The organism is Methylicorpusculum oleiharenae (assembly GCF_009828925.2).
In the GTDB taxonomy this organism is placed as follows: Bacteria; Pseudomonadota; Gammaproteobacteria; order Methylococcales; family Methylomonadaceae; genus Methylicorpusculum; species Methylicorpusculum oleiharenae.
This window is the reverse complement of sequence record NZ_WUTY02000001.1, coordinates 3402547-3416865: the sequence shown is the minus strand read 5'-3', so window position 1 is coordinate 3416865 and position 14319 is coordinate 3402547. Positions and strand designations below refer to the sequence as shown.

Below are 14319 nucleotides of genomic sequence, written 5' to 3'. Positions count from 1 at the left end.
ATTTAGCTGAAACAGCTTGCTAATCAGGACGTTTAATGCAATAAAAGTTCTCTAACAAATCTCGGCAACCCTATAAAAACTGGGAAACTCCAGACTATTTACTCTAAAGGGTTTTAGCGAGATTTTTTAAGTAAACAGCGAAATCCTCTTTCAGTTCTTTATGTAATAAACCAAGTTCGACTGTAGCGGTAATAAATCCCAGTTTGGAACCGCAGTCATAACGCTTCCCTTCAAATTCAAACGCAAGAACCCGTTCATCAGAAAGCAGCGATGCAATGGCATCCGTCAATTGAATTTCGCCACCAGCTCCTCTTTGGGTATTCTTTATTTTGTCAAAAATAGCCGGAGTTAAGATGTACCGACCAACCACCGCGAGATTGGAGGGCGCCACTTCAGGTTTGGGTTTTTCAACAATCAAGTCAACCCGACCGAATGTTCCTGAATAATCTTCCGTTTTGACGATGCCGTAGCTGCCTGTCTCGGAGGGCGCCACTCGTTCTACACCCAGAATGCTGCAATGTTGTTGGTGATATAGCTCTACCATCTGCCGCATACAGCCGCGATTTTTATCATAGATCAGGTCATCCGCCAGTATCACGGCGAAAGGCTCATCACCAACAATCGGCCGTGCACAATAAACCGCATGACCCAAGCCCAAGGCTTCAGATTGGCGGATAAAAACACATGAGATATGCGGCGGTACAATATTTTGCAAAATTTTCAGGAGTTCAGTTTTATTTTTTGACTCCAGTTCTTTTTCAAGCTCGTACGCCTTGTCAAAGTGATCCATAATTGAATTTTTGGTTCGTCCCGTCACAAAAATCATGGTATCGATGCCGGCGGCTACGGCCTCTTCCACGGCATATTGAATCAGCGGTTTATCAACCACCGGCAACATTTCTTTAGGGCTTGCTTTGGTTGCAGGTAAAAATCGTGTGCCTAATCCTGCAACGGGGAAAACTGCTTTGGTGACTATTTGTTTCATTGTTTTTATTATCCTCTTTTAAATTCGGCCGTATTTATCTTCAAACCTGACAATATCATCTTCGCCTAGATAGGTTCCGGATTGGACTTCCACCATTTCAAGAGGAATGACACCTGGATTCTCCAGACTATGAACGGTACCTAATGGAATATAGATAGATTCGTTTTCTGCAATCAGAATTTGCTGATCACCTTTGGTTACCAGCGCGGTTCCTCTGACAACAATCCAATGCTCGGCGCGGTGATGATGTTTTTGTAAAGACAATTTAGCCCGTGGCTTGACCACAATTCGTTTGGTCTGGTGACGCTCGCCTTTGTCCACGGTATCGTAATGCCCCCAGGGCCTGAAGACTTTTCGGTGTGTATCGGCTTCAGGACGATTTTGGCTTTTTAATAGGTTAACTACGTCCTTGACATCCTGAACACGGCTCTTTGTTGCCACCAAAACAGCATCATCGGTTTCTATGATGACCAGATCTTCAACACCAATGGCGCTTACCAATTTATTTCTTGAATAAATGTATGAGTTTTTTGTGTCGATAGTGACCACGTCTCCGAATACCGCGTTGCCCGAGTCATCTTTTTGAGTCACATCCCACAATGCAGACCAGGAACCCACATCATTCCATTCGGCATCCAGCGGAATAACCACTGCCTTATCGGTTTTTTCCATCACGGCATAATCTATTGAATCGGAAGGACAAGCCGAAAAAGCGTCTTTATCAAGCCGGGTAAAGTCAAGATCGACTTTAGCGCCATTCAATGCGTTTTTGCAGGCCTGCAGCATTTCCGGGTTGAACTTTTGCAATTCATCCAAAAAGGTCTGGGCTTTAAAAGCAAACATGCCACTATTCCAGAAAAACTCGCCGCTGCTTACATAAGTTTCAGCGGTTTTTTGATCCGGCTTTTCTACAAAAGCGGCAACCTGATAGGCTTCACCGATGCGTGAAGATGAACGCTTAATGTAACCATAGCCGGTCTCCGGCTCAGTGGGTACAATGCCGAAGGTGACCAGTTGCCCCGCTTGTGCCAATTGGTTAGCGGCAATTGCTGCTTGGTGAAAGGCCGCCACATTGGCAATCACATGATCAGCGGGAAGAACCAGCAAAACGTCCTCCGGTTTGACGGACAAAGCCGCCATGGCCACTGCAGGCGCTGTATTTTTGCCCATGGGCTCAAGAATAATGGCTTGCGGTTTGCCGCCTATTTCCCATAATTGCTCGGCCATCATAAAGCGATGATCTTCATTGCACACCGCAATGGGCGCTTGAATCCCTTCAAGACCATTCAGTCTCAGCAAGGTTTCTTGCACCATCGTTTTGTCGGTGACCAACGGTAAAAACTGCTTAGGGTACTGACCGCGCGATAATGGCCATAAACGGGTGCCTGAACCGCCGGATAAAATGACAGGAATCATAGGTGTCCTTTAAATTAATAGGTGTTTACGAATAACATCAGCAATAGAAAAATTGCTCTGAAATGGATCGGGATGTTTATGCCCCTAATTATAGTGACAGATGCTGAGAATTTTCTTAAGGAATTTTGGGTCAGCCTCAGAATGTAGTCAAATTTACAAAATTTCTTCGTTAAGTATAAGTTCCAAGCTAGACTTTACCAACATCCTTACAACTTTATAACGCTATGCAATACGATGTATTTAACGGCGATGCCGATGGTATTTGTGCTCTTATTCAGCTTCGTTTGGCTGAACCTGTCAATTCAAGCCTGATTACCGGAGTAAAAAGAGATATTTCTTTACTCGAAGGGGTTACTGCCGAACCAGGGGACCGTATCGTCGTTCTGGATATATCACTTGAGAAAAACAGTGCCGCTTTAAATGCCGTGCTCAAACAGGGCGCATCCGTGTTCTACGTCGATCATCATCGGCCCGGTAAGACACCTGTCCATAGCAACCTGACAACCCTGATCGACACGGACACCAATATCTGTACCAGCTTATTGGTAGATCGGCATTTGCAGGGGCGTTTCCGCTTATGGGCTATTACAGCTGCTTTTGGAGATAATCTTGATGCTGTGGCTTTAAAGTTGGCGGCAGAATCTCATTTATCATCAGAACAAACCGGTCAGTTAAAACAACTCGGCGTTTGCATCAATTACAACAGTTACGGACATTCAATTGAAGACTTGCATCTGCCGCCCGACCAGCTTTATAAGGAAATGGTCAGTTACTTTTCCCCGTTCGAGTTTATTGCCAATAACCGGTTGATTCATCAGACGTTGATCAATGGCTTTGACGATGACATGAATAAAGCCTTACAGATCAAGCCCGAGTACAGCAACGAGGTCATTGCCGTGTATCACTTGCCTGATGAGACGTGGTCCAGGCGGATCAGTGGTGTATTTGCAAACGAACTGGCCAATGCGGCGCCCGATAGAGCTCATGCTATTGTCAGCCTTAATGAAAAAGGCGGATATTTAGTCAGCGTGAGAGCGCCTTTGAACAATAAATCCGGTGCCGATGAAATTTGCTCAGCCTTTCCCACCGGTGGTGGCCGTAAAGCGGCAGCCGGCATCAATCACTTGGAAAAGGCTAGCCTGCCAGCATTTATTAAACAATTTGAATCTTATTACGTTACTTAAAACCTAACAGCGACCGCCCTTTATGACTAAAAAAAGTTCAAACACCGTTTGGCATAATGCCACTATAACCCGTACCGACCGGGAACGGCTACATCGTCACAAAAGCGTGATTCTTTGGTTTACCGGATTATCTGGCTCCGGTAAGTCAACACTTGCGCACGCCGTAGAGGATTATCTTCATCGTTCGGAATGCTCTACCTTTGTGTTGGATGGCGATAATGTGCGTCATGGCTTATGCAGTGACCTGGGTTTTAACGATGAAGACCGGATTGAGAACATCCGAAGAATTGGTGAACTGGCCAAGTTAATGGTTGAAGCCGGGGTTATTACGCTGACGGCTTTCATATCGCCCTTCAGGTCTGATCGGAGTGCGGCCAGAAAGCTGGTTCCTCATGGTGATTTTATTGAAATTTACTGCCAATGCCCGCTTCAAACCTGCGAAGAACGGGACGTAAAAGGCTTATATAAGAAAGCGCGGGAAGGCAAAATCCCTTTCTTCACAGGTATTGGCTCTCCTTACGAAGAGCCCGAAAGGCCCGAACTGATTGTGAATACCCATCAGCAATCATTGGATGAATGTGTTCAATCCGTGATCAATCTATTGCTCAGCAGAGGACTGATCTCGCAAAATTTACTGGTCAAATAAAATACGGTGTAGGTTGCGTCGAGCTTTAAGACTAGGCGTAACCAGCAGGATTGTTACTTTGCCAACTCCAGGTATCTCTCATCATATCGTCGAGATTCTTGTCTGTTTGCCAACTCAATTCATCTGCAGAAAGTGAAGGATCGGCATAACATTCCGCTATATCGCCTTCCCGGCGATCAACAAACTGGTATTTAATGGCCAGTCCGGTTACACGGGAAAATGCATTCACCATATCCAGCACACTGTATCCTTTTCCCGTGCCCAAATTATAGGCCTTGCAAGAACGACTATCGTCATGGCAAGAAAACAAAGCCTCTAGCGCTTTAAGATGCCCTTTCGCCAAATCAACTACATGAATGTAGTCTCTTACTCCCGTACCGTCTTTTGTAGGATAGTCATTACCAAAAATCGATAACTGGCTAAGTTTGCCGACTGCAACCTGGGCGATGTAAGGCATCAAATTATTGGGAACTCCATTAGGGTCTTCACCTATCAAGCCGCTGTGATGAGCCCCTACCGGATTAAAATATCGCAGGATTGCGATATTCCAGGGCCTTTTCTTGGCCCCGAATGAATCGGCTTTCGATAAATCCCGCAAAATTTCCTCGATATGAAGCTTGGTTTTGCCATAAGGATTGGTGGCGGATAATGGAAAGTTTTCTTTGATTGGCACGGTATGAGGATCTCCATAAACCGTAGCCGAAGAGCTGAAAACCAGATCTGTTACGTTGAATTGTTCCATAACCTGCAGTAAAACCAACGTGCCATGCACATTGTTATCGTAATACGCTAACGGCTGTTGACAGGATTCTCCTACGGCCTTAAGTCCGGCAAAATGAATGACAGCATCAAAGTGATGCTGGTTAAAAACCGAAGCAAGCGCGTCTTTATCTCTTATATCAGCTTGATAAAATACGACCGTTTTTTCAGTAATTCGCTCGACGCGCTTTAACGCTTCGATTTTGCTGTTGGAAAGATTATCAACCACCACGATAGTAAAACCGGCATTTAATAACTCCACACAGGTGTGGCTGCCGATATACCCCGCGCCGCCTGTTACTAAAATCGTTTTATTCGTCAAAACAAAATCACCTTAAACTGAGTTAACAAGATTATTTTTACTGATCTTCCTATTGCCAAACTGATGTTATCTGGCACCTTTGCCCCATAAGACAATTTCGATCGTGTGCAAAATGATGCTCATATCGAGAAACATGCTGTAGTTTTTCACATAATAAAGGTCATATTCCAATTTTCTTACCGTATCTTCTTCGCTGGCGCCATAGGGATAACAAATTTGTGCCCAACCGGTGATGCCCGGTTTGACACGATGGCGTTCAGCATAGTAATCGATACGTTCAATAAATCCGTCTACAAATTCAGGGCGCTCGGGTCTGGGACCGACAAAGCTCATATCGCCGGTCAATACATTAAAAATCTGCGGCAATTCATCAATTCTTACTTTTCTGATGAAGGCACCTACCCGCGTAATTCTGTTGTCACGCAGTTTTGCCCATTGCGCGCCATTCTTTTCGGCATTGACGACCATGCTCCTAAATTTAATCACTTTAAAATGCTGGTTATTCTCCCCTACCCTGACCTGTTTATAAAAAAACGGAGCCTGTATGCCATCTTCCAGCTTGATAGCGATGATAGTCATCAACATGAAAGGCCAGGAAACGGCGAGTAAAACAACACTCATAACGATATCAAACACTCTTTTGGTCAGTGATCGAAAACCGCTTACCGCAAATCCGTCAGAGAATAAAAACCAGCTCGGGTAAACATTATTTAACGAGATAAGCCCTTGTTCGCGTTCATAAAAGGTGACCAAATCGATGATATCCAGACCGGACATTTTGCAATCCAGTAAGGTGCTGATCGGCATACTGCGCCGTCTATCATCAATGGCCAGCACAATTTCATCAATGTTCAACTTCTGACAGGTCTCGCACAACGAGGTATCAGAATTGATCAACAATGATTTATCGACCAGCACCTGCTCGTCCGGTAGAGCCAGAAAACCAGTGATATTGAAAGTTTTATGAATATAGCTGTCATTTAGCGTCACCAGCTCAACCGCTTTTTTTCCGCTGCCAACGACTAAAACCTGTTTTTTAATGCGCTCAATTTTGGCATAACGGTAAAAAAAATAGCGGATGATCATCATGCCCAAAAAGGCAATAATGACCGCAGCACCCAGCACACTTCGAGCGATCAGAAATTCAGGGAAAATATAATAAATGGAAACGACTGCCGCGATGGATATACCAAAACTGAAGCTTACCCTGGCAAGTAAATCATAATCGTGTGTTCCCAGATTACGCCGATATAAACCAAGAGAGATATTACACAAGGTCACGACGACGACAAAAACCAGACTTGCAGCAATGATGTCAGATTCTGAATACCAGCTCGCCTCATAGAGAAAACGGAGTTGGCTGCCAAGATACATGGAAAAATAGAATACAAAGGCTTCTAAAATAAGCAGCCACAGGAACGCACTTGAGATGTAATGGCGGAAAATCCTTATCATCGGGAGTTTTTAGAGTAAGTTAAAAATAAAAAACTGTTTATCAGCAAGAACCGGCTTATGAGAGTTGAATGAAGATGAAATTTTAACATCGGCAACCTAAAAGGTTTTTGTTTTCTATAGCAGCGATAACAATTGCTCAGGCATGTTGAAAAGCATAGCTCAAGAGTGGCTTTCAATCGACGTTATCTAATAATTTTTTCAAGTAGGTTACCGGCATGGCATAGGTTATGCCGCTGGGCTTTGTGATCGCCGACTCTTTTCCTTCCTGAACAAAAACCTTATTAATAATACCAATGACACTGCCTGTTTGCGGGTCATAAAGCGGGCTACCGCTGTTACCCGGATACGCCGTGGCATCCAGTTGAAATACATCATAGGGCTCTCGCAAGCGTTTCAGCATATCCGAGCTTAATAACTTCCCGCTTAACTGGGGAATGACTGTTGGCGAAATGGCCGAAATAATACCCTGATGTGTGACAGGATAAAGCCCTAAAACCATGCCGATTGGAAATCCGGTAAAGGCAATGTCTTGACCTTCTTTAACCTGACCGGCATCGCCCAGAACCATCGGGGTTAAACGGGCGTTGCCTGCCAATTTTAAAACTGCAATATCATGGACGGGATCCACTTTCAATTCAGTGGCAAAAGCCATTTCTTCTTTACCGTCTCTTCGAACGAATATCGCTAAAGCTTCTTTGTGGCTTAAATCTTTTTCTTTGGCAATAACATGAGCATTGGTCGCAATCAAAGTGCCGTCACCAATCGCAAAGCCGGTGCCTAAAAAAAGACCGCGAGGGGTGCGTGTTTTCTGAAATGAACCCACGACAACAATACTCGGTTTAACTCTGGTTATTGTCGCTGACAGCACTTCATCAGCTTGCGTTTGGCCAAATTGTAGCCATAAAATTAAAGCCGCGAAAAATCTTATTATGTGTAAGCGCATGATACTCTTGAAGAATAAAACAATGTCACGAGGACAAAGGTCATCATAAACTTTGATTCATTGGGTTATAAACAGAAGCCTATTCGAAATAATCAGCTAGCTGATATGATGATAAGGATAAATACACCAGAGTATCCATCGTTTAATCGCTGAATGAGCTTAAACAATTTTCATCCTGCCGTATCAGAATGGTTTAAAAACCATTTTTCAGCGCCTTCTGACGTTCAGTCGCTGGCTTGGCCAGCTATACAAGCCGGTCATGCTACGCTGATTGCTGCACCTACCGGCTCGGGTAAAACACTGGCCGCATTTTTGGCGGCAATCAACCAGCTTATTGTTCAAGGGATAGCATCACCTTTACCTGACGAAACGGTGATACTTTATATCTCACCTTTAAAAGCCCTGTCCAACGATATTCATAAAAATCTGGAATGGCCTCTGGACGGCATTCAGTTTGTGCTGTTGGAAAATGGTCTGCCGGATGTACCCATTCGTGTGCAAACGCGCACCGGCGACACCTCAACGTCAGAACGCAATGCCATGAAACGGTGCGCTCCGCACATCCTGGTTACCACGCCTGAATCGCTTTATGTTTTGCTCACGTCAGATTCCGGCCGCTTAATGCTTAGCACCGTTAAAACCGTCATTGTCGATGAAATTCACGCGCTTGCAGGTAATAAACGGGGTGCTCATCTGGCTTTGTCATTGGAGCGTTTGGACCAGTTAACCGCAGCGCCCGTGGTTCGAATCGGTCTGTCCGCCACACAAAAACCCATTGAAGACATGGCGAGATTCTTGACCGGAAATCGTAATACGGCCTGCCAGATCATTGACACAGGCCATAAGCGTCAGCGTGACCTTCAAATAGAAGTCCCCGGATCGCCTCTGGAATCGATCATGGCCAGCGAAGTATGGCAGGAAATTTATACTCGCCTGGTTGATTTAATCGAACAACACCGGACTACACTGATTTTTGTCAATACCAGAAGATTAGCTGAACGCCTTGCCGCAGGCCTGGCCGAGCGATTAGGAGAGGATCATGTAACCGCTCACCACGGCAGCCTTGCCAAAGAACATCGACTCAACGCTGAACAGCGTTTGAAACAAGGCAGCCTCAAAGCGCTGGTAGCGACAGCATCATTGGAGTTGGGCATTGATATTGGCGATGTCGATCTGGTCTGTCAAATCGGATCTCCGCGCAGCATCGCCGCCCTATTACAACGGGTCGGCCGGTCCGGTCACCGCCTGAGTGCTACCCCCAAAGGTAAGCTGTTTCCTTTATCGCGCGACGATTTAGTCGAATGTACGGCGATGCTTATCGCTATCAGTCATGACGAACTGGACAAAATCAAGCTGCCTGACCATCCTCTGGATGTTTTGGCTCAACAAATAGTGGCCGAAGTTGCTTGCCGAGAATGGCAGGAAAAAGCACTTTATGAAGCCTTTACCCAAGCCTGGCCTTATCACACTCTTGACTATGAGACCTTCGCGAAAGTGGTCAAAATGCTCAGTGAAGGTTACAGCACGCGAAGAGGCCGACGAGGTGCCTATTTGCACCGTGATGCCGTTCACGGCTTATTGAGAGCCAGAAAAGGCGCACGGTTGACTGCCATCGTAAACGGCGGCGCGATCCCTGATCAATTCGATTATGACGTCATTATGCAACCGGAGGGTTTATTCGTCGGCACGTTAAACGAAGACTTTGCTTTTGAAAGTATACCCGGTGATATTTTTCAGCTGGGAAATAACTCGTATCGGCTTTTAAAAGTCGAACAAGGCCGGGTTTATGTTGAAGATGCGCACGGTTTGCCGCCCAATATTCCGTTTTGGTTTGGCGAAGCGCCGGGGCGCACTGATGAACTCTCCAAGGCAGTGTCGGATCTGCGTGATGCTATCGATCATAAACTTGAGCAAGGCATTCAGCCTGCGCATCAGTATTTGACAGATTCGATCAGCCTCAATACTGCCGCTGCTGACCAATTAGTTCAGTATTTAGCATTGGCAAAAGCAGCGCTTTCTATCATCCCTACTCAGAAAACAATCGTATTCGAACGTTTTTTTGATGAAACCGGCGATATGCATTTCGTCATTCACTCGCCTTTCGGTTCACGCATCAACCGGGCGTGGGGACTGGCTTTGCGGAAACGCTTCTGCCGGACATTCAACTTTGAACTGCAGGCAGCCGCAGGTGAAGACGCTATTGTGCTGTCTTTGGGACCTACCCATAGTTTTCCACTGGAGGAACCGGCGCATTACCTTAAATCGGCGACAGTCAAAGCTATTTTGATTCAGGCCTTGCTTGCCGCCCCTATGTTTCCGACCCGCTGGCGGTGGGTTGCCAATACGGCCTTGGCAGTCCCCCGTAACCGTGCCGGAAAAAAAGTACCTGCCTATTTTCAGCGTAACGATGCTGAAGATCTGATTGCTGTCATTTTTCCGGATCAACTGGCCTGTCAGGAAAATATTGCCGGGGACCGGGCTATTCCTGATCACCCCTTAGTCAATCAAACGCTCTATGACTGTTTGCATGAACTGATGGATATCGATGGCTTGATTCGACTGTTGTCGGGAATCGAACAAAAAACCATACAGGTACTTGCCAAAGATCTAACCTCCCCCTCTCCGCTGGCCCTGGAAATATTGAATGCACGTCCTTACGCGTTTTTGGATGATGCACCGGCAGAAGAACGGCGAACGCTGGCGGTTCAGCAACGACGCTTTATCGACCCTCAAAGTGCGGGCGATTTAGGCCGGCTGAGTCCGGAAGCCATTGCCCGTGTAAAAATGGAAGCCTGGCCGCAGGCCAATTCGCCTGATGAACTTCATGACGCGTTGGTGGTGCTGGCTTTTATAACAGAAAATGAGGGGCAGAACGGCCACGAATCAATTAATCTGCCTGATCAATCATGGCCCGTATTGTTTAAAAGTCTTCAGCTAACACAACGGGCTACCTTAGTCACCCTGGATTCAGGAATAAGGCTGTGGGTCGCTGCTGAACGCTTGCAAACCCTGATGCAGGTATTTCCCAATGCCCGACTTGAACCTGTCATAAACGCCATCCCAGACGAAGTCGAAACACCGGAGAACAGTCTTGTAGATATCATACGCAGCCGGATGGAAGGTTTAGGCCCTGTAACCGCCAGCGCGCTGGCGGCATCAATCGGTATTGAAAACAAGACGGTTCAAGCGGCACTTGAAGCACTGCAGGTTGAAGGTTTTGCCATACAAGGTCAGTTTAGCCATCCTGGGTCAGATAGCATTGAATGGTGTGATCGCGGTTTATTGGCAAGAATTCATCGCTACACGCTAAAACAGTTGCGTAGCGAAATAGAACCGGTTCCGGCAGCTGACTTTATGCGCTTTTTATTCCACTGGCATCGCTTCGATGACAAAGGCGAAGGTGCCGGGGCTTTGCAGGAATCGCTATTGCAATTAGAGGGATTGGGGCTTCCAGCAGTCAGCTGGGAGGCCGACATATTACCTTCACGCATTCGCTGTTATCAGAAATCCGATCTTGATCAATTATGCAGCATGGGAAAGATTATTTGGTTACGTTTACAGCCGCCTCAAACTCAGAATCGCCGGAAAAATCCGGCCGGAAAAAGCACGTCCATCAGTTTTATCGCGCGGCCCCACATTGATCACTGGCGTGCTTATGCACCGCTATCAAGCCCTGATCTGGCAGCACTCTCCAGTCCGGCACAAAAAATCATCACGACCCTCAGGCAATGGGGTGCCAGTTTTTTTGAGGATTTGGCTGCCGAAACAGGCTTACTGAAAGCGCAAATTGAAGAAGGATTGGCTGAATTGGCGGCATGGGGGCTTATCACGGCAGACAGTTTTCAAGGATTACGCACCCTCATTACGACGCAAAAAATCCTGCACCGGCGCAGCAAGCGTTACCCGTCATACGATCCTTTTACTGCTGCCGGACGCTGGTCTCTCATCAGGCCAGGTTTGACTCAGGATAATGATCGCTATGAACACTGTGAACATGTCGCTAAAATTCTGCTCAGGCGCTATGGCGTCGTATTCAGAAAAGTGCTGGAAATGGAATCGATCATGCCATCATGGCGGGAGTTACTCTATGTATTTCGAAGAATGGAAGCACGCGGCGAATTACGTGGAGGACGGTTTGTACAGGGTTTTTCCGGCGAACAGTTTGCGTTGCCGCAAGCCGTTGACGGGTTAAGAGCCATCCGAAGAAACGCAAAACAGGATGATCTTGTGGTTATCAATGCCGCCGACCCGCTCAATTTGACCGGAGTCATTACCCCCGGTCAACGCATCCCGGCTTTAGCCAATCATAAAATTTTATACCGGAACGGCGTACCGATTGCAACAGGAGCTCAGAGTAAAATCAGCTTTCTTAAAGCCGTCGAACCCGAAGAGGAATGGCGCTTAAAAAATGTCTTGCTCAAAAAAGCATAATAATCAAAATAATTAAGTTTGCCCAAAATCTCAAAAAAGAACTGCCATTATGCATGGGAGAGCCGTCATCCCGGCAGATACCGTCTTGTCCTGCTAAAATCAAGCAATATTTAGATGGCATAGCTAGTAGTGTGCCAATGTTGTTTTGACGAACAATTAATGTAATCTATCAACTTCCTATAACAACATAATGAAATTGAATAGATTCCACTATGCCGGCCAAAAAATATCGCGTGAAATTGTCAGAGGTTAAACGCCAAGAATTAAAATGACTACTTAACAAAGGTCGACCAGGAGCTTGTCCGAGAATAGAAATCCTGAAAAATGAGGCACAATATGTAGTATATTTATTCAATTTTTAGCACTATATATTGTGATAAAAATATTGGAAATCGTAATCTCGGACAGCCTCCTAACTGCCCGAAAAAAAACCCATGCTCGAATTCTCTCGCAAGGTGATGGATCTGGCGCTATTCCAAATCAAAACAGATTAAGACATTGCGGAAGCTATAAATATACCTCTCGCTAATCAAATTTTGGTTTGGATATGGCAGATAACAAGCTGATTTATATATTATCAAGCTATGTCAAATTTCTACCACCTAACACCACAAGAAATCAATGAGCGGGAATATGAGCATCGCCACACCGTAATCGTTTAGCCCCCACCGCTAAAAAGTAGCCACCCAAGCAAAACATGAAAAGCTATAGGGCATGACACTGAGCGATCGAGATCTTAGTCAAATAGACACGGACTATCTGGATGAATTGTCAGAGGACGATCTGCGCCCGTTGAGTAAGCAGCTGTTGGCGGATCTCAAAGAAGCCCGGGAACGTCTCAAGCATCCCCGGAAACGAGTTCGCGCCCGCCGTCATCCCGAGAGCCATGGCAATCGAGCCCGCCCTGCGACGAGCCTTCGAAAGAAGCGCCGGCAACGGACGACTTATTAGCTCCGGACTCGACCGTGCCGTCGGCGGATGACTTACCCTGCCAGGACTCGGGCGAGGCGCTGACGAAGACAGATGGGGTGTAGCACTGAGCGAATGGCATCTGTTCGGCCCCCGGCTGGTAAGCTTTCTGGTCTATCTCGCCTTGTACCTGCGGGTATCGCGCAGCAAAATCCAAGCCTTTCTGCGGGATTGGCAGGGGATCGACCTCAGTACCAGCACCATCAATCAATGCCTTCATGAAGCGGGACGTGCCGTTGCACCTGTCGTCGACAAGCAGTTGCTTGCGGAACTCAAGGCCGCCGCCCTCCTGCATATCGATGAAACGCCCTGGAAAGAAGCCGGGCAGTTATTTTGGCTCTGGGTCTTTGTCAGCGCACAGACGGTGATTTATCAAGTAGGAAAACGCCACCGCCTGATCGTGAACCAGCTGTTAGGGGAAGCCTTCAGAGGCTTATTGATGAACGACGGTTACAGCTTTTACCGTGTCTTTCCGAAGCGCTTACGTTGTTGGGCGCACCTCGTCCGCAAGGCCCGGGCGCTGTCATAGTGCTTGGACAGTGAGGGGCAAGCCTTTGGTGAAGCCTTGTTATTGGCCATGATCCTGTTGATGCGCAACATTCATCGACTCCGCGAGACGCCGCAAGATCCCGATGCGTTGCGGATGCAGAATCAACAATTGCTGACCTTGCTGCGCTCGCTCTGCGAGACGCACCGAGACATCGGGCATGACGACAGCCGTAAATTGGCTGGCGAATTTCACAATGACTGGGCGGCTATCGTGCGCGTGATCGAAACACCGGCGCATCCGTTGACCAACAATTTGGTGGAACGCAGTTTGCGGCATTCGGTATTGCTGCGCAAAATCACCTTTGGTTCGCTGACCACACAAGGCAGTCGCGTGGTCGCCTTACTGGCGAGCGTAATTGATACTGCGCGTTTGAGAGAAGTTAATCCCTGGGGGTTTATTGCTGAGGTACTGGCCGAGCGCCGTAAAAACCAACCCGCCCCTCGTTTACCGATACCGGTTTTGGTGTGATGGGAACAGGGGGGGGGCTAAAAGATTACGCCACACCAGCGACAAGCGCAATGCGGACCGCCTTAAGGCCGTGTACCTGCTCGGCAGTGGCTGGCAAGTGAGTCAAGTCGCTCAAGCACTGATGATTGACCGCGAAAGTATGCGTAACAATTATAAGTGCATATTCTGGCCGACAAACTGGTTGAATGCCA

General features: G+C 46.9%; 8 protein-coding genes and 1 pseudogene. 4 read left to right on the top strand and 5 right to left on the bottom strand.

The annotated features are described in order from the left end of the window. Positions 1 to 103 precede the first annotated feature (103 nt). Complete coding sequence (gene galU / locus GO003_RS15475) at positions 104 to 985, bottom strand: UTP--glucose-1-phosphate uridylyltransferase GalU (protein WP_159654757.1); 882 nt, start codon at positions 983 to 985, stop codon at positions 104 to 106. An 18-nt stretch (positions 986 to 1003) separates the two neighbouring features. Next, the gene (locus tag GO003_RS15470; protein ID WP_159654755.1) at positions 1004 to 2401 is read right to left on the bottom strand and encodes a mannose-1-phosphate guanylyltransferase/mannose-6-phosphate isomerase; all 1398 of its coding nucleotides are present in this window, start codon (positions 2399 to 2401) and stop codon (positions 1004 to 1006) included. 224 nt (positions 2402 to 2625) lie between these two features. Between GO003_RS15470 and GO003_RS15465 the strand changes: the two genes are divergently transcribed. Next, positions 2626 to 3585 (top strand): DHH family phosphoesterase, encoded by a 960-nt coding sequence (locus tag GO003_RS15465; RefSeq protein ID WP_159654753.1) that lies wholly within the window; start codon positions 2626 to 2628, stop codon positions 3583 to 3585. Positions 3586 to 3607: 22 nt separating this feature from the next. Then, entirely contained in the window at positions 3608 to 4231 is a 624-nt protein-coding gene (cysC, locus tag GO003_RS15460; protein WP_159654751.1) for an adenylyl-sulfate kinase, read from the top strand. Between the two features lie 31 nt (positions 4232 to 4262). Here cysC and galE read toward each other — a convergent pair whose 3' ends face one another. The 3 genes from galE to GO003_RS15445 all read right to left on the bottom strand — a co-directional run bounded on the left by galE (position 4263) and on the right by GO003_RS15445 (position 7710). After that, positions 4263 to 5312, bottom strand: coding sequence for a UDP-glucose 4-epimerase GalE (galE, locus tag GO003_RS15455; protein ID WP_159654749.1), 1050 nt, complete (start codon positions 5310 to 5312; stop codon positions 4263 to 4265). Positions 5313 to 5378: 66 nt separating this feature from the next. Beyond that, positions 5379 to 6767, bottom strand: a complete 1389-nt coding sequence (locus GO003_RS15450; RefSeq protein ID WP_159654747.1) for a TIGR03013 family XrtA/PEP-CTERM system glycosyltransferase — start codon at positions 6765 to 6767, stop codon at positions 5379 to 5381. 172 nt (positions 6768 to 6939) lie between these two features. Then, complete coding sequence (locus tag GO003_RS15445; protein WP_159654745.1) at positions 6940 to 7710, bottom strand: S1 family peptidase; 771 nt, start codon at positions 7708 to 7710, stop codon at positions 6940 to 6942. Between the two features lie 153 nt (positions 7711 to 7863). Between GO003_RS15445 and GO003_RS15440 the strand changes: the two genes are divergently transcribed. Both GO003_RS15440 and tnpC read left to right on the top strand, forming a co-directional pair. Beyond that, positions 7864 to 12141 (top strand): DEAD/DEAH box helicase, encoded by a 4278-nt coding sequence (locus GO003_RS15440; protein WP_159654743.1) that lies wholly within the window; start codon positions 7864 to 7866, stop codon positions 12139 to 12141. A 988-nt stretch (positions 12142 to 13129) separates the two neighbouring features. Beyond that, positions 13130 to 14128 (top strand): annotated as a pseudogene (gene tnpC, locus GO003_RS15435) (IS66 family transposase). Positions 14129 to 14319: the final 191 nt, after the last annotated feature.

Bases quoted from the DNA above. Each gene is read 5' to 3' on its own strand.
- galU (WP_159654757.1), bottom strand. From the start codon at position 985: ATGAAACAAATAGTCACCAAAGCAGTTTTCCCCGTTGCAGGATTAGGC.
- GO003_RS15470 (WP_159654755.1), bottom strand. From the start codon at position 2,401: ATGATTCCTGTCATTTTATCCGGCGGTTCAGGCACCCGTTTATGGCCA.
- GO003_RS15465 (WP_159654753.1), top strand. From the start codon at position 2,626: ATGCAATACGATGTATTTAACGGCGATGCCGATGGTATTTGTGCTCTT.
- cysC (WP_159654751.1), top strand. From the start codon at position 3,608: ATGACTAAAAAAAGTTCAAACACCGTTTGGCATAATGCCACTATAACC.
- GO003_RS15450 (WP_159654747.1), bottom strand. From the start codon at position 6,767: ATGATAAGGATTTTCCGCCATTACATCTCAAGTGCGTTCCTGTGGCTG.
- GO003_RS15445 (WP_159654745.1), bottom strand. From the start codon at position 7,710: ATGCGCTTACACATAATAAGATTTTTCGCGGCTTTAATTTTATGGCTA.
- GO003_RS15440 (WP_159654743.1), top strand. From the start codon at position 7,864: ATGAGCTTAAACAATTTTCATCCTGCCGTATCAGAATGGTTTAAAAAC.